Origin of the sequence: Dietzia papillomatosis NBRC 105045 (genome assembly GCF_001570845.1) — a bacterium.
Classification (GTDB): domain Bacteria; phylum Actinomycetota; class Actinomycetes; order Mycobacteriales; family Mycobacteriaceae; genus Dietzia; species Dietzia cinnamea.
Map to the genome: position 1 here is coordinate 12,283 of NZ_BCSL01000044.1, position 14,928 is coordinate 27,210.

General features: G+C 64.6%; 15 protein-coding genes and 2 pseudogenes. 6 read left to right on the forward strand and 11 right to left on the reverse strand.

The features are described 5' to 3' along the window. Positions 1-31: 31 nt before the first annotated feature. From DPA01S_RS13580 to DPA01S_RS13595, 4 genes and pseudogenes are all read left to right on the forward strand, one after another. Entirely contained in the window at positions 32-808 is a 777-nt protein-coding gene (locus DPA01S_RS13580; protein WP_061229811.1) for a CoA transferase subunit A, read from the forward strand. Further along, positions 808-1,467 carry a 3-oxoacid CoA-transferase subunit B gene (locus DPA01S_RS13585; RefSeq protein ID WP_061229810.1) on the forward strand — a complete coding sequence of 220 codons (660 nt, stop codon included), beginning with the start codon at positions 808-810 and terminating at the stop codon, positions 1,465-1,467. The genes DPA01S_RS13580 and DPA01S_RS13585 overlap by 1 nt, the downstream gene beginning before the upstream one ends. Before the next feature lie 295 nt (positions 1,468-1,762). Next, positions 1,763-3,025 (forward strand): hypothetical protein, encoded by a 1,263-nt coding sequence (locus DPA01S_RS16835; protein WP_153038696.1) that lies wholly within the window; start codon positions 1,763-1,765, stop codon positions 3,023-3,025. Between the two features lie 438 nt (positions 3,026-3,463). After that, positions 3,464-3,859, forward strand: a pseudogene (locus DPA01S_RS13595) (PaaI family thioesterase); the annotation flags it as partial. A gap of 90 nt (positions 3,860-3,949) precedes the next feature. Here DPA01S_RS13595 and DPA01S_RS13600 read toward each other — a convergent pair. Further along, entirely contained in the window at positions 3,950-4,639 is a 690-nt protein-coding gene (locus DPA01S_RS13600; RefSeq protein WP_061230162.1) for a TetR/AcrR family transcriptional regulator, read from the reverse strand. Between the two features lie 117 nt (positions 4,640-4,756). Here DPA01S_RS13600 and DPA01S_RS13605 point away from each other — a divergent pair, with 117 nt between their 5' ends. Further along, the gene (locus DPA01S_RS13605; RefSeq protein WP_061230163.1) at positions 4,757-6,334 is read left to right on the forward strand and encodes an MFS transporter; all 1,578 of its coding nucleotides are present in this window, start codon (positions 4,757-4,759) and stop codon (positions 6,332-6,334) included. 143 nt (positions 6,335-6,477) lie between these two features. Here the strand turns inward: DPA01S_RS13605 and DPA01S_RS16435 are convergent, their stop codons facing one another. After that, a complete protein-coding gene (locus DPA01S_RS16435; protein ID WP_083961728.1) occupies positions 6,478-7,278 on the reverse strand; it encodes a recombinase family protein in 801 nt (266 codons plus the stop codon). Positions 7,279-7,465: 187 nt separating this feature from the next. After that, positions 7,466-7,855: a heavy metal-responsive transcriptional regulator gene (locus DPA01S_RS13615; protein ID WP_007928756.1), complete on the reverse strand. Its 390-nt coding sequence runs from the start codon at positions 7,853-7,855 to the stop codon at positions 7,466-7,468. 105 nt (positions 7,856-7,960) lie between these two features. Between DPA01S_RS13615 and merA the strand changes: the two genes are divergently transcribed. Further along, complete coding sequence (gene merA / locus DPA01S_RS13620) at positions 7,961-9,361, forward strand: mercury(II) reductase (protein ID WP_017838447.1); 1,401 nt, start codon at positions 7,961-7,963, stop codon at positions 9,359-9,361. Between the two features lie 66 nt (positions 9,362-9,427). Here merA and DPA01S_RS13625 read toward each other — a convergent pair whose 3' ends face one another. From DPA01S_RS13625 to DPA01S_RS13660, 8 genes and pseudogenes are all read right to left on the reverse strand, one after another. Continuing rightward, entirely contained in the window at positions 9,428-10,129 is a 702-nt protein-coding gene (locus DPA01S_RS13625) for a hypothetical protein (RefSeq protein WP_061917035.1), read from the reverse strand. A 479-nt stretch (positions 10,130-10,608) separates the two neighbouring features. Next, on the reverse strand, positions 10,609-10,947 hold the full coding sequence (locus DPA01S_RS13630; protein WP_061230139.1) for a hypothetical protein: 339 nt from the start codon (positions 10,945-10,947) through the stop codon (positions 10,609-10,611). A gap of 125 nt (positions 10,948-11,072) precedes the next feature. Then, entirely contained in the window at positions 11,073-11,573 is a 501-nt protein-coding gene (locus DPA01S_RS13635) for a hypothetical protein (RefSeq protein WP_061917038.1), read from the reverse strand. Positions 11,574-11,771: 198 nt separating this feature from the next. After that, positions 11,772-12,215 carry a hypothetical protein gene (locus tag DPA01S_RS13640; RefSeq protein WP_157076977.1) on the reverse strand — a complete coding sequence of 148 codons (444 nt, stop codon included), beginning with the start codon at positions 12,213-12,215 and terminating at the stop codon, positions 11,772-11,774. A 295-nt stretch (positions 12,216-12,510) separates the two neighbouring features. After that, on the reverse strand, positions 12,511-12,756 hold the full coding sequence (locus tag DPA01S_RS13645; protein WP_153038698.1) for a hypothetical protein: 246 nt from the start codon (positions 12,754-12,756) through the stop codon (positions 12,511-12,513). Positions 12,757-12,762: 6 nt separating this feature from the next. Further along, positions 12,763-13,041 carry a putative quinol monooxygenase gene (locus DPA01S_RS13650; protein ID WP_061917047.1) on the reverse strand — a complete coding sequence of 93 codons (279 nt, stop codon included), beginning with the start codon at positions 13,039-13,041 and terminating at the stop codon, positions 12,763-12,765. Between the two features lie 67 nt (positions 13,042-13,108). Beyond that, a pseudogene (locus tag DPA01S_RS16440) lies at positions 13,109-13,910 on the reverse strand (recombinase family protein). 191 nt (positions 13,911-14,101) lie between these two features. Next, entirely contained in the window at positions 14,102-14,698 is a 597-nt protein-coding gene (locus DPA01S_RS13660) for a recombinase family protein (RefSeq protein WP_061230211.1), read from the reverse strand. Positions 14,699-14,928 lie beyond the last annotated feature (230 nt).

The window sequence follows — 14,928 nt, forward strand, 5'->3', positions numbered from 1 at the left end:
TAGCTTTGCAGCTAGAGATTAATGGAGAAGCATGTCTAGCAAGATCATGACCGCGGCCGAGGCCGTCGCGGACATCCCCGACGGGGCGTCCATCGCCGCCGGCGGGTTCGGCCTGAGCGGGATCCCGCAGATCGTCATCGAGGCCCTCGCCGCCCGCGACGTCGGGGACTTCGAGGTGTTCTCCAACAACGCCGGCGTCGACGGCAAGGGCCTCGGCATCCTGCTGGAGAGCGGCAAGCTCCGGCGCATCGTCTCCTCCTACGTCGGGGAGAACAAGGAGTTCGCCCGCCAGTACCTGTCCGGTGAGCTCGAGGTGGAGCTCACCCCGCAGGGCACGCTCGCCGAGCGGATGCGCGCCGGCGGATCCGGCATCGGGGCGTTCTACACCCGCACCGGCGTCGGCACGTTCGTCGCCGACGGCGGCATGCCGTGGAAGTACGACTCGTCCGGCGGGATCGCGGTGGCGTCCCCGCCCAAGGAGACCCGCGAGATCCGCGGCGAGACCTACGTGCTCGAGCAGGCCATCGAGGCCGACTACTCGCTGGTGCGCGCCGCGGTGGCCGACCGCAGCGGCAACCTCCGCTTCAACCTCACGGCCCGCAACTTCTCGCCGCTCGCGGCGATGGCCGGCCGGGTCTGCATCGTCGAGGCCGAGAAGATCGTCGAGGTCGGCGAACTCGCCCCCGACGACATCCACCTCCCGGGCATCTTCGTCCACCGCCTGGTGGAACTGACCCCGGAGCAGGTCGCCCAGACCAAGTGGATCGAGAAGACCACCACCAACCCGCCCTCGGAAGGACAGCGCTGATGAGCAGGATCGGACGCGACCGCAAAGCCATGGCCGCCCGGGCGGCGCTGGAGCTGGAGGACGGCCAGTACGTCAACCTCGGGATCGGCCTGCCGACCCTGGTCCCCAACTACGTCCCCGAGGGCGTCAACGTCACCCTGCAGTCGGAGAACGGACTGCTGGGCATCGGACCGTACCCGCACCCCGACGACGTCGACCCGGATCTCATCAACGCCGGCAAGGAGACCGTCACGACCCTTCCCGGCTCGTCGATCTTCGACTCGGCGATGAGCTTCGGCATGATCCGTTCGGGCAAGATCGACGTGGCTATCCTCGGCGCGATGGAGGTCAACCCGGCCGGCGACATCGCCAACTGGATGGTCCCCGGCGCCATGGTCAAGGGCATGGGCGGCGCGATGGACCTCGTGGTGGGCGCGCGCCGGATCGTCGTGGTCATGGACCAGGTCGCCAAGGACGGCTCATCGAAGATCGTCTCCGAGATCTCCCTCCCGCTGACCGGCCTGGGCTGCGTCAACCGGATCATCACCGAACTCGGCGTGTTCGACCGCGACGAGAACGGACTGACCCTCATCGAGATCGTGGACGGTGTGACCCTCGACCAGGTCGAGGCCGCCACCGACGCACCGTTCCAGGTGGCCGACGGACTGCCCGCTAGTTAAGGCAACGAGAGCAACGCATCAGCTCGGTTTCTGGATCGAGCCTGAGAAGGAAAAGGGAGCGACCGCAGCCTTGGCCCGCCGGTAACCAGACCTTATGTAGAGTCGAACCTCCAAGATGGTCGCCAGCGAGTGAATCCACTGGGCGGAGCTACCGGCCATGTCTGGCGTCAGTGGCGCTCTGGCCGTCGGGCCGCGTACTGTCTCGGCCAAGGTAACCCCGCGCCCGATGGCTTCGCCCATCGGTTCCTCTAGTGCGTGGGGCATGTTTATGTATCCCGGCACTACCGGTCGCACGATGCCCGTGTTCGTTCCGAGCGAGATCTTCCAGGACAATTCTCTTCCACCATTGCGTATCGGTGATGTCATCAGCCTTGTGCCTGTGTTCATCACCGAGCGCGATCCACGCGCCCCCGGCGCTTTCACTGCCCCCGTCACTGTTCGCCCGCGGTGGGGGCACGCCCCGCAGCCCCATCCTTACAACGACGCGACACTGCTCTGGCATTTCGAAGTGCTCGGCGACGGCTGGACCGCCTACTGGTCGCACGATCGCCCGGTGAGCGGGCGAATCCACCTCACCGGGCGTCTGATTCCCGATTTCGTGCGAGCGGTGGCAGGTCACCCCGGCGTGATGACCGGCAAGATACGGCGACTGCAACTAGTGGAGGAACAGTTCCGGGCCACTGATGCCGGACCCCGCCCAATCACCGGCACCGCCCAACTACGCGACCTGGGCCCGTCACCCGATCGCTACTGGCCAAACTGGAGGCGGATCTATACCAACGACGATCCGGTCCAAGAAACAGGCGTCCTGGTGGATCTCGACCTCGATGCCGTCCCCGATGACGTGACCGACTTCGAGGCCGGGGCAGTAACTGTCACCGGCACCGACGTGTGGGTCATGGATCGGGCCAATCCCCTACTTCTGCACGTGGATACCTCCCACTCCCCACCTCAGGTCGTGGAATACCTCCTACCACTGTCGATCGAACCACCACCAGACAAGTGGTCGCGCAGGGTCCATGCTGACCGCGACGGGTGCTGGATCACCTCCCCGGAGGAGATCGTGCGCTGCGCCCGACTCGGCCCAACCGAGCTGAGTGTGCACCGTGTGACCACCGAAGGCGGGGACTACACGATCGACTACGAGGGCCGCCTGTTCGTATGCACCTACCCACACCACTCGGTTCACGACCATCCCCAGTACGGATTCGTGCACATCGACCCAGACCAATATCCGGTGCGTGAACTCATCGACGGCGACCTAATCCCAGTCTTGGACGACTCAATCATTGCCATTGTGCAATCCCACAGGCGGCGAGCCGACCGAGTCGAGACCGCAGACGGAACCAAGTGGATCGCCGACGCCACCCTGACAGCTGAACTACCCGAGGGAACCGTTCACACCATCGACCTGGATCCCCGAACGCCGGGCCAGGTGCAGTGGATCCGCGAGGACCCGTCCCAGGATCCGGCGTTCATGGACCTTCCCCCGGAATCTGCCCCACACCCACGAGAAAACCCTCAAGCCGGGCGCATACTGCGAGCTAGGCGACGCTAGCGCTACGTTGCCCCAGTCGCTAGTTTCAAACGCCGCTAACCGGACGTTATGACAAGTAAAAGGTGTCGAGGTGTCGATTGTGCGAACTCGACACCTCCCCGAATGGCTCGCAGCTCGTTCGAACTCGGGCTGCGCCTGACCTGCGAGCAGGTGCGCATCGCGCAGATGATCCGAGGTCTGTCCGACATGGCGAACCCGGGCCGCAGACAGTATGCGAACTACTGCTCTGACCTGCGGTCCTTCATCAGGATTCGCATTTCCTGCGACACATTCGCAAATTCTGCGAAGCACATAAAAATCAGCCGGAACCCAAACCCGCCCCCACTCTCAGGGTCGGCGTAAAGGAAGCCGTGCGCCATGGCGTCTTGGCCGGGCCACAGCCGGGAACTCGACACCTCGCAACCCGGCACTTGATCAGTAGGCGTGGTGGGCGCGACTGGACCAGAGAACCCGAATGGACATTTCCTCTCGGTACGGCGTGACGGAGACGGCGTCGTCGCACACCACCAGTTCGACCAGCGTCACGTTGGGGCACCCGGCATTGCACACGGCGGCGCGGTAGCGACCGTGATTGACGACCTATTCGGCTTCTTGCTGTATTCGGTCGGCGAGCTCGCCGTGACGCGCCGTCTCGCGCTCGACTATCTTGCGCCAGCATTACTCGACACCCCGTACATCCTGCGCGCTGCAGTTCGGTCTCGCGATGGCCGGAAATTGGACCTTAGGTCCACGATGGAGGATGCAGAGGGCCGCACTGTTATTACTGCCACTGCCCTGTTCATCGTGGTCGAGGTTGAACACTTTTTGCAGTCACAGAGAAACTCGAGGACTTAGGCCAAACTCACCGCCGCGGGAGGCCACCTCCGAGTCGGCGACCTCGGCGGCGAGCGGTCCCACCTATCGAACAACAAGGACCGCCTTGATTCAGCAAGGTCCGCCGACGGCGCCTGGGCGGTTCAGATCGTGGCCGAACTCGGCCGGGATGGGTTTGTCTCCCTGCTTGCGGGCAGCAAGAAAATCATCAACAAGTTGCACGCATCCGTCGTGGTCGACCGTGCAGAGCCCAGTGAGGCGAGCGAACACGACGGGGCCCAGGAGTTGAACGATCGCGAAGGTGGTGTCGATGTTGCCGAGCTGTGCCTGTACGTCAGGCTGTGTGAGGATGTGGTCAAAGGGCTGCCGGTACTCCTCGATGACTCGACTGCGCAGTGAGGTGATCGCGGCCGAATCGGCAGGATCGCCGCCGACTGATCCGATTGACAGCCAAGCCAGAGTCGTAATGTTCAGCGGCGCCTGGTCAATCAGGTCGGCTTGGGCCGTGAGAAGCGCGATGAGTTGGTCTCGTACCGACCCACTGTCGGCAGAGACCTCGACGCGAGGCAACAGCCGCTCGAAGGTCGCCGCAAGCAACTGGGCGGTCCCGCCGAAATGCCGATAGAGCGTGGCCCGCGCAACCTTTGACATTCGAGTGACCGCCTCGACGGTAACCGCCTCTACACCACCAGTGCTCAGGAGATGCGTGGCAGCGTCGAGCAATCGTTTTCGTGAGCGCAGCAGTCGCGGATCGAGCTGATCGTCGTCCGTAGCGGGCCGGTCAGCACTCCAGTCGTTCACGCTCTCCCCTTCGGCCGACGGTTACTTCTCGTCCAAGCTAACCTGTCCAGCCAGTCGGATACTGTGATACTACTTGTCTCAGACCAAGACCGATCATCTCACAGCAAGGGGCCGGCGATGCACTCACCCCAACAGACCATCACCGAGTCATCCCGGTGGACCCGAGCCGAATGGTGGATGCTCACGGTGTCGTGCCTAGCCGTGGCGTTGGTGGTCGCGGCCATGGCCGCGCTGTATTCGGCATTACCGGAGATTGCGGTAGAGACTGGAGCGACGCAAGCCCAGCTGACCTGGATCGTCGACGGCTACACGCTGGTACTGGCGTGCCTGGTCCTGCCCGCTGGAGCGATCGGTGACCGCTATGGCAGACGCGCAGTTCTCGTAATAGGCCTGGCGATATTCACCATGGCGTCCGCACTTCCCCTGCTGCTGTCTGACCCGGCCTGGTTGATCGCTGCGCGAGCGATTGCCGGGGCGGGCGCTGCACTGGTAATGCCCTCGACGCTATCGATTCTGACTGCTGGTTTCGCCGCCGTTCATCGCGGCCGAGCAGTAGGTGTGTGGGCTGGAGTCGCCGGCTCCGGAGCAGTGTTAGGCATCCTCGGCGCCGGGGTGCTGCTTGAGCGCTGGTCGTGGGTGTCGGTATTTGTCGGACTGACCGCAGCGGGAGCCCTACTGGCCGCGCTGGCATGCACGATCGCTGAGTCCAGCCAGCATGATCACCCTCCCGTGGACTGGGTGGGCGCGGCGGCAGCTGCAGTCGCGGTTGCGGGAATCGTATTCGCCACGATCGAGTTTCCCGCGCGGGGCTGGGCCGACCCGATCGTTCTCGCCAGCGCCGGGGCCGGCATGTTGGCGACAGCCTTTTTTATCCTGATTGAGCTGCGATCCTCGGCCCCCTTGTTGGATGTTCGGTTGTTCGCCAAGCGCGGCTTCAGCGCCGGCTCGTTGTCGGTGGCCATCCAATTCTTGGTCACTTTCGGGGTATTCCTACTCCTGGTGCAGTACCTGCAACTGATCCTGGGATACGGACCGCTGGCCTCGGCGTTGGGATTGGTGCCGATGACGGTCCCCCTGATCGTGATCTCGGTGATCGCCCCCCGACTGTCACAGCGATTTGGACTACGAGTGATGACCGTCGCCGGTCTGGTGACCATCGCAGTTGGCCTGATGCTGGTCAGCCGGATGACCGTCGACGCACGTTACCTCGACCTGCTATGGCCGCTGTTGATCATGAGCGCAGGGCTCGGACTATGCACAGCCCCAGCGACCTACGCGATCATCGCCGAAACTCCGGAGAGCAAACACGGGGTCGCCGCCGCAGTCAACGATGCGGCCCGCGAGATCGGCGCTGCGATGGGGATCGCAGTGGCCGGCAGTGTGCTGGCCGCCGGATACACCCGCCACATCCAACCCGCCCTGCCTCAGTTACCCGAACCTGCCCGCGGTCCGGTCTCCGACTCCCTGGCCGCCGCCCTAGAGATCGCCGCACAAGCCGGACCAATGGCGCAACCATTGGTCGACTACGCCAAAGAGGCATTTGTCAACGGCAGCAGTCAGGCCACACTTACGTTGGCAATCCTCACCGCCGCAGCCGCAGTCTTGCTAGCGATCCTTGCCCCGGGCACTGCTCCGCGTGACCACAAGACCACGGCCAGTTCCACAGCACCGGCACACCGGGACAGCGTCGGATAGGTGGCCCGTCCGGCTTCCGGCTGCACTGACTCGTGCCTGGAGAAACTGCGCAAGGTCAGCAAGAACCGCGGTCCCTCCCGAGTGCCGAATCTCGGCGGTCGAGCTGCTGTGGCTAGCGATACCCACCATCTTCAGGGCGGGGGTCAGTGGCTGGTGCGTCCACGCCCGCCCGCTTCAACGCGCTGTAGTGCGCGGTAGAGCGTGGATCGGCCAACTCCGAGATTGCGGGCGATCACTGATGGCCCCTCCCCTGCCTCGATGTGGGCCCGGGCTTTGTCGACCTGCTCGGCGGTCAGGACTCGCTTACGACCCTTGTACTTGCCCTTCGCCTTAGCGATGGCAATGCCCTCGGCCTGACGTTCACGAATGATGGCCCGCTCGAACTCGGCGAACGCCCCGAGCAGCGAAAGCATCAGATCGGCTCGAGGATCTTGGGCGCCGGCGGCGTAGGTAGCCCGTTCATGGACAAACTCCACACTCGCGCCCTTGGCAGTGACCTCACCAACGATCTGCTTGAGATCGACCAGGGAACGAGCGAGTCTGTCCATTGACGCGACCACCAGCTCGTCACCGTCCCGGAGATACCTAATGCACTCTTCGAGCTTCACGCGATCGGCACGCGAGCGAGCGGACTGTTTCTCGACGTAGACCCGGTCGCACTCCCCCACCGCCTCGAGCTGACGCGCCTCGTTCTGATCGGCGGCCGACACCCGCACATACGCCACCCGCTGACCGCGTGGACGCGAGGCTCGGCGAGCCGACGTCGGATCCGGCTTCGGCTTCTCCTCGACGATGTTCTCCGAGTCCGTTGACTCCACCCGAAGGCTCCAGTCCAACTCGTCTCGGCGACGGAACCGAGTCCGCATCTTCCCGCGGCTGACGATGAGCACCTCCTCGCCACCGTCACCCGAACGGTCAAGCAATGTCCCGATCCGATCAGCCACCAGAAGACCCTTTCGCCGAGCAGATGTATCAATACACCCTAGACCCAACGGGACGACGTTTCATAAATAGCAAAACACACCCTGCGACACAGCGCCGATGGTGTGGCTTTCGCCGTTATATGGCGGGGTTCTGTCGACGCTCTGTGGCGGCATCTGCTCATGGCGATACACGCGAGCACCGGTCTGGTCACAGATAGCGGCAGACGGTCGTGGTGTCGCATTTGGTGGGGTCGCTGGTGGTGGCACTGTGGTGAAGGTGCGCGACGGTGTGTCGCAGTGCTTGCAGGTCGGCGATTTGGCGGTCCAGGTCGCCCAGGTGGGCTTCGAGCAGGGCGTGCACGTGCTGGCAGGGTGCGACTCCGGCGTCGCGGATGTCGAGGATCTCGCGAATCTGGGCCAGGGTGAGCCCAGCGGTGCGGCCGCGGCGAACGAAGTCCAGGCGCGCCAGGGCCGCAGGGGTGTAGTCGCGGTATCCGTTGGCGGTGCGCTCAGGCGCAGGTAGTAGGCCGGCTTCTTCGTAGAAGCGCAGCGTCTTGGTTGTGGTGCCGCTGGCCACGGCCAACTCACCGATGCGCACAGTGGCCCCTTTCTCGGCTCTCGTCCATGTTCGCCTTGACCTTCCCCTGCGCTGGAACGTCCACTATGGACGCTGAAGAGGGGTCACGCGAAGGAAGGTGGGCAAATGGGTGTGGACTACGACGTCGATCTGGCCGTGATCGGCTCAGGAGGCGCGGCGATGTCCGCCGCCATCGCGGCCAGCCAGGCCGGTAAGAGCGTCGTGCTGGTTGAGCGCGGTGTTCTGGGCGGGACGTGCGTGAACATCGGCTGCGTGCCGTCCAAGACGCTCCTGGCGGCCGCCGGGGCCCGGCACGCCGCGCTCACCAATCCCTTCAAAGGTGCCCCAACGTCAGCCGCACCGGTGAACCTCGGCGATCTGGTGGCCCAGAAGGACGCACTCATCGAGCGCCTGCGTGATGCGAAGTACGCCGATGTGGCCGCTGCCTACGGCTTCCAGGTCCGCCCAGGCCAGGCCAGCTTCCTGGACGGGGACACCCTGGCCGTCGACGGCCAGGCGCTGCGGGCCCGGGCCTATCTGGTCGCCACCGGTGCCACCCCCGCCATCCCGGAGGTGGTCGGTCTCGACTCTGTGGACCGGCTGACGTCCACCACCGCGATGCAGCTGACCGAGCTGCCTGAGTCCCTGGTCGTTATCGGTGGCGGGTACGTCGGGATGGAGCAGGCCCAGCTGTTCGCTCACCTCGGCACCCGGGTCTCTGTGGTCGGGCGTCTGGCGCCGCACGCCGAGCCGGAGCTGGCCCAGAGACTTCGGGAAGTCTTCACCGACGACGGCATCACCGTGGTCGAAGAGCGCGCGACCACTGTGGCCCGCGAACCAGGCCCCGCAGGAGAGGTGGTGGTGACCACGGACTCGGGCGAACAGGTGCGCGGCGCGCAGGTCCTGGTGGCCACCGGACGCCTGCCCCGCACCGACGGCCTGAACCTGGCCGCTGCCGGTGTGGACGTGGACGAGCGCGGCTTCGTCGTGGTCGACCAGACCCAGCGCACCTCCAACCCGCGCGTCTGGGCCGCCGGTGACGTCTCGGGGGCTCCCCAGTACGTCTACGCCGCCGCCGCCGGCGGTCGGGCCGCCGCGCTCAACGCCCTGACCGAGGACAGGTACCCGCCGGCAGCTCGGGTCGACTACGCCGGCTTTCCTGCGGTCGTGTTCACCCGGCCCCAGCTGGCCTCGGCGGGGTTGACCGAGGACGAGGCCCTCACCCGAGGGCACGCGTGCGACTGCCGCGTCCTGGACCTGTCCGATGTCCCCCGGGCGCTCGTCCAGCACGACACCCGCGGGGCGGTGAAGCTCGTCGCCGACGCCGTGAGCGGCAAGGTTCTGGGCGTGCACGCTCTGGCGGACGGGGCCGGGGAGATCATGCTGGCGGCCACCTACGCCATCAAAAGCGGCATGACCGTCGACGATCTGGCCGACACCTGGGCGCCGTACCTGACCATGAGCGAAAGCCTGCGCATCGTGGCCGGCCTCTTCCGAAACCAGATGCCGACGTCATGCTGCGCCTGAAACCCGCGGCCCCAGCGGAGTGGACGAGGGCTCCCGCGGCGGCCCGCCTGGCGCCGTGAATGTGCCTTAAAAACCTACAGTTTTACGAGACTCCGGTTGCTGGCGCTGTCGCTCGTCCTCTTCTGGGCCGATGGCGACTTTTGGTGTCTCGGAAACTTGCCTCGAGAGCGGTGTGAAGAACTCGTCGTCGCCGAAGATCTTCGTGAGGTGGAGGAAACGCGGGGCACACACGTATCGGATCGCAGCCAGGCGCACCTTCACGCCCGGGAGTTGATCGGCCAGGCTCGCGGCGATCGCTCGGCCCTCGCGGTACCAAGTAGCGGGATCGATGCCGTCGGCCCATTGCGGCAGGGCGAAACCTCCATTCGGCAGGCCGAGATTGGCGCTTGTCCCATCGTCATCTCGCCCATAGTCGAGGAAGCCACGGCGCCAGTCCTCGTTCCACTGCCGAAGTCGTTCCTCGAGTTCGACTGTAAGGCCGAGCGATCGTGGCGTGGAGAATCCCACGAACAGTCCGGGGCCGCGAAGCCGGGGCGGCTGGTGGTACGGCAGTCTCGCGTCCCATAAGCCCCACTCGACCCCGTACTCCGGCATGAGTTTCAGTTCCGCCGGCACATCCGGATCGGGCTCATTGCCGGGCATCCGCCAGCCATCCTCACGCGTGATCTGCCCGGTCAGCGCGCACACGTAATCCAGTTGATCAGCCGCCAGCTCGCACACCACAAGCTTCTCCGCACAGCAGAACACAAAGTGCTCCGGATAGTGCACCCAGGAGCTCGGCCAGTGCGTGGCCGCGGTCCAGCCAGGCCATCTCGTCGAATCCGTCCGACCACACAGGCTGATCAACCGGACGGTCACCGAGATGACGAAAGTTTGCTCTTGAATTGACTGATCCAGTTCTCCACCTCGTTCTGCAGAGCCTGCGGGATCTGCAGATCTGCCGCCACGCCCTGGTTGTACCCGGGATGACCGGGAGGGAAAACGTCAGGGGATGCGGAGATGTAGGGCCGATAATTAATTACCGGATGCAGCGCGACATACCGGCGATCCAGTGGGCCCGGGTCTGAGGGAACCCGGCACGCCGCACGACACATGTGCGACGCACGCAGTCCATGGAAGGTTCCATCCGGCGAGACACGCATCAGCCGAGAATATCCCGCGAAGGCCTTGACTAGTCAGCGGCGAGAACTGGGGTTAGACCGCCGCGACGGTTCTCCGAAGACTCACCCCGGGCGCCTTGACTCAGTTCAGTCGAAGAGCACCCCTCCGAATCCGACCACCAGTGCCGCCAGCACGCCAACGGCGACACCAGCGGCAACAGCGTCCAACACAGGACCACGGCGCACGAGAACGCCCACCCCGGCTCCCGCCAGGCCGATCGCCACGATGCCGATGAAGAGCGAGAACACCGTCATGAACACGACCATCGAAAACGCCGCGGAAATCGCATCATCAACCGTGCCTCCGCTGACGCCCACCATGACGATCGGGAACTTCCACACCCAAGCCATCGCGCCCGCCGCTACCGGAGCCGTCACGACCGACAGCCCAGCGCTGATCAAAACGTTCCGGTCCTCTTTCTCCATCAACCGAAGGTAGCCCCTACTTGGCACGTGCCGCGGCGGCCGTCCCAGTTCTTTGGTTGTGGGACGGCGTCAATCGACCCGCTGTTTCAGGTTGTGAGTCGAAACGCACTACACATCGTGCTTGTTCACGAAGACCAGGTGCGCCGCCGAGAATGAAGGTCAGGGTTGATGACGCGGGCCGCTTGAATCAGAGCGATGGCCAGTAGTCCGTAGATCCACACCGAGTACGACCACGGGCTGTGGGTAACCACGCTGACGCGGGGGTCGTCCCTGGTCCAGTAGGTGCAGCGAACCCCGGCGGGGAGCAGTTCGTACCCATGGGACCAGTCGAGGTTGGTATGGAATGTGCTGGTCTGTTCCTGCGGGGGAAGCCGTTCGGGAGGAAAGCCGTCCGGCACGTGACCGTCACGAAGGGCGCAGGTATAGCCGGGGTAGTCGTTGTAGTCGTCACTGCCGGCGAAGCCGAGGAACGCGATCGCTCCGCAGATCGACAACACTGCAGAGACCGCGGCCGCGGTTCGTCTGGCGCCTCGCCCCGTCGCCTTGAAGGAAACCCAGACGATGAATGCCCAGAGCGCGAGCGACAGGGCTACCGGAGGCAACAGCGGAATCAGGAATGCCTCCACGGGTACCTCCTGGACGTCGTCGCGCAGTGCGTGGGCGGAACAGGACAGGGCATCAGCTCTTGATGGCTACCGACGAGCCCGCTCATCTCGAGACCTCTCGATTGCAGCGCCCTGTGACACATTTCTGCCACAACTGTCTGGCAGCCCGGTGTAGAACTGCAGTGCCTACCGCGAGCGGGAATCGCGGTGCCACCGTCGCTACGACTGCGGGAGGTCGCGGACCAGCGGGACCACTTCCCACTGGGTTTCGCTTCGCACCTCCTCGACCAGATCCGGCCTTGTCGAGTAGACCTCAATCCATCCTGTCTCGGGTTGAACCTCGACGAACAGTGTCTCGCCCTCGGACCACAGGAAGGACGGTTCGGGATAGAGCAACGGGTCCGTGAGATCAGCGGGCGAGACCGCCACCAGCTGGTAGTCGTAGTCGCTGCCATAAGCGCTGTCGTCCACGATATTGATGATGCGCGTGTCCTCGGGGTCTCCGATCGGATCACCCCACACCGTCCAGATCGCCGCCTTCCACCGCTGGACAGACGCGGTGCGAGAAAAGCGCTGCGCGATCTCGATGGCAGGACGCGCACTGCACCCAACCAGACGGTCCACATCCGTCGCCAAGTCCGGTGAGATGGCGCTGTCGATCATCGCCGTCAAGCCGCGACGGGGCGGATACTGCGCACCCACCCGCTCAGCAACCTCACGCCATGAACACCACCCGGCCACGTCACGGCCCGCACGGCGCGTGATCGGACACAGGATCCGCACCCCGCAGGGGAAGAGGTCTCGAACCGCGCTCACGGTCCGGGCCTCGAGCAACGCTGCGATGCGCCCCTCGACTCCGCATGGCACCCATCCAGTCACGCCGGTAATCCCCCTCCGGGCGACCGTGCGCCAGTGAGCGCCGATCCGTACTTACGCAGGACAACCGGCGTCGCGATGCTCACCGCGAGGCCGCCCGCCTGGCGTCGACTGCCCGGTAGAGCGCCCAGATGATCAGCCCCACGACGGGCAGGAGGAACGCCACCATGAACCATAGGAACGTCTCGGGCCACGGCGCTGCACGGCGCCGTTCAGCGACGACGATCGCGACCGGAATCAGCAACCACACCAGGGCGGCGAGGAGCCATACGACGTCAAAGGCCAGCGGAATCACTGCATCCGCACTGCTTGCGGCGAAAGTAGTCATCTCGAGTCAGAGCCCCGTGATGTAGTAGTCGCGCTCGATGCGTGCGATGACTGTCCCCCACTCACTGCCGCGAACCCGCTCCTGATGCCTGCGGAACGAAGCGGCGTCGTCGAAGACCTCCTCGACGCGCCACACCAGACGATCCTCGGTCCGGGTCACCGAGAACGACCTGCAGCCCTGCTCAGCTCGCGTCAACTCAACATGACATGGCAAGTGGGTGTCGACAAGAGCGGCTTCGCGTTCGTCGCGACACACCAATCGACCCTTCAGATGAACTTCGGTCACAAGTCCGGTATCGGCTGCCCCTCAAGCAGCACGCCCTTGAACAGCGCAACGGGCCGACCATCTGCGGTTACTGTGCGCGGTGCTGGAGGGCGCGATACAGGGTGGAGCGGCCTACTCCGAAATCTCGAGCGATCGCTGACGGCCCCTCCCCCGCCTCGATGCGGGCCCGGGCCTTGTCGACCTGCTCGTCAGTCAGGACGCGTTTGCGTCCCTTGTACTTGCCTTTCGCCTTGGCGATGGCGATGCCTTCGGCTTGGCGTTCTCGGATGATGGCCCGCTCGAACTCGGCGAACGCCCCGAGTAGCGAGAGCATCAGATCGGCGCGAGGATCCTGGACATCAGCAGCGTAGGTGGCCCGTTCGTGGACGAACTCCACACTCGCGCCCTTCGCGGTGACCTCGCCGACGATCTGCTTGAGATCAACCAGCGAACGAGCGAGACGGTCCATCGACGCAACAACCAGCTCGTCACCATCTCGCAGGTATCCGATGCACTCTTCGAGCTCTACCCGATCGGCACGCGAGCGGGCGGACTGTTTCTCGATATAGAACCGGTCGCACTCCCCCCACCGCCTCGAGCTGACGCGCCTCGTTCTGATCCGCGGCCGACACCCGCACGTACGCCACCCGCTGCCCGCGAGGACGCGAGGCTCGGCGAGCCGACTTCGAATCCGGCTGTGGCTTCGGCTGGGGCTTCGGCTGGGGCTTACGCTCGATGATGTTCTCCGAGTCCGTCGACTCCACCCGAAAGTTCCAACCCAACTCGTCCCGGCGACGGAACCGAGTCCGCACCTTCCCGCGGCTGACGATGAGCACCTCCTCGCCACCATTACCCGAACGGTTCAGCAACGTCCCGACCCGATCAGCCATGAGGAGACCCTTTCGCCCGGAATCTGTATCAATAGATACTAGACCCGACGGGAAGACGTTTCATAAAGGCCACATCGACCCTGTGACACAGCGAGGACGGTTGGCGGCATATCGTCCCACACGGGTGTACCGGTAAATCGCGCTGCTCGGTGGCGGCGTTCTAGCGGCGATACCTGACGGCGCCACCTGCATTAAGGCTCGAGCGCCTCGAGGGCTCGGGCGGCTTGCTGGTGGCGGTAGAGGGTGGCGCGGGACCATCCGACCAAGCTGGCCGCTTCGGCGGCGGTGCGGCCCTTTCTTCGGGCGTCCTGGGCGATGTCGAGTTTTTCGGCGATCACTGCGGGATCGACCGGGGGCCGACCGAACCTCGTGCCGTTCTGCTTCGCCGCGGCGATGCCGGCGTTGACGCGTTCAGTGATGAGCTCGCGCTCGTACTCGGCCAGGGTGGCGAGCATGCCCAGCATCAACCGGCCGGAGGTGGTCTCCGGATCGATGCCGTCCGAGAGCGACCGGATCTTCACGCCCTTGTCGCGAAGCAAGTTCACGTTATTGAGGACATCGATCAGGGAGCGGCCGAGGCGGTCAATGCGCCACACCACGACGGTATCGCCGGGCTCGATGTAGTCCATCAGCCGCTTCATCCCCGGGCGCTCGGTCGCGGTCCGGCTCCCCGAGGTGACGTCGGAGAAGACGTCGCGCTTCTGAACCCCGGAATCTACGAGTGCATCCAACTGCAACTGCGCGTCCTGACTCGCGGTACTGACGCGGGTGTACCCCAGATGCCTCATGGCCCGATTCTGCCCCATAAACCCCTACCGAGGCCGATCCTGAGACGAATGTCGCCAAGATGACTTAATGAGACACCGGCGGGTGGCCGTAGAGCCAGGAAAACTGCTCAAAAGTGGTCGCTGTCCTGGACGGTGTCGGGTGTCTTGAAAACCTTTAGGTTTTTAATGCGTTGTCCCAACAGTTCAGCAGACGCTGTATAGTTCAGCAAGTGCTGACTATTGTTTCCCGC

Excerpts from the sequence above, each read along its gene's own strand:
- DPA01S_RS13605 (WP_061230163.1), top strand. The coding sequence starts at position 4,757 with ATGCACTCACCCCAACAGACCATCACCGAGTCATCCCGGTGGACCCGA.
- merA (WP_017838447.1), top strand. The coding sequence starts at position 7,961 with ATGGGTGTGGACTACGACGTCGATCTGGCCGTGATCGGCTCAGGAGGC.
- DPA01S_RS13585 (WP_061229810.1), top strand. The coding sequence starts at position 808 with ATGAGCAGGATCGGACGCGACCGCAAAGCCATGGCCGCCCGGGCGGCG.
- DPA01S_RS16835 (WP_153038696.1), top strand. The coding sequence starts at position 1,763 with ATGCCCGTGTTCGTTCCGAGCGAGATCTTCCAGGACAATTCTCTTCCA.
- DPA01S_RS13645 (WP_153038698.1), bottom strand. The coding sequence starts at position 12,756 with ATGACTACTTTCGCCGCAAGCAGTGCGGATGCAGTGATTCCGCTGGCC.
- DPA01S_RS13580 (WP_061229811.1), top strand. The coding sequence starts at position 32 with ATGTCTAGCAAGATCATGACCGCGGCCGAGGCCGTCGCGGACATCCCC.
- DPA01S_RS13630 (WP_061230139.1), bottom strand. The coding sequence starts at position 10,947 with ATGGAGAAAGAGGACCGGAACGTTTTGATCAGCGCTGGGCTGTCGGTC.
- DPA01S_RS13640 (WP_157076977.1), bottom strand. The coding sequence starts at position 12,215 with ATGATCGACAGCGCCATCTCACCGGACTTGGCGACGGATGTGGACCGT.
- DPA01S_RS13660 (WP_061230211.1), bottom strand. The coding sequence starts at position 14,698 with ATGAGGCATCTGGGGTACACCCGCGTCAGTACCGCGAGTCAGGACGCG.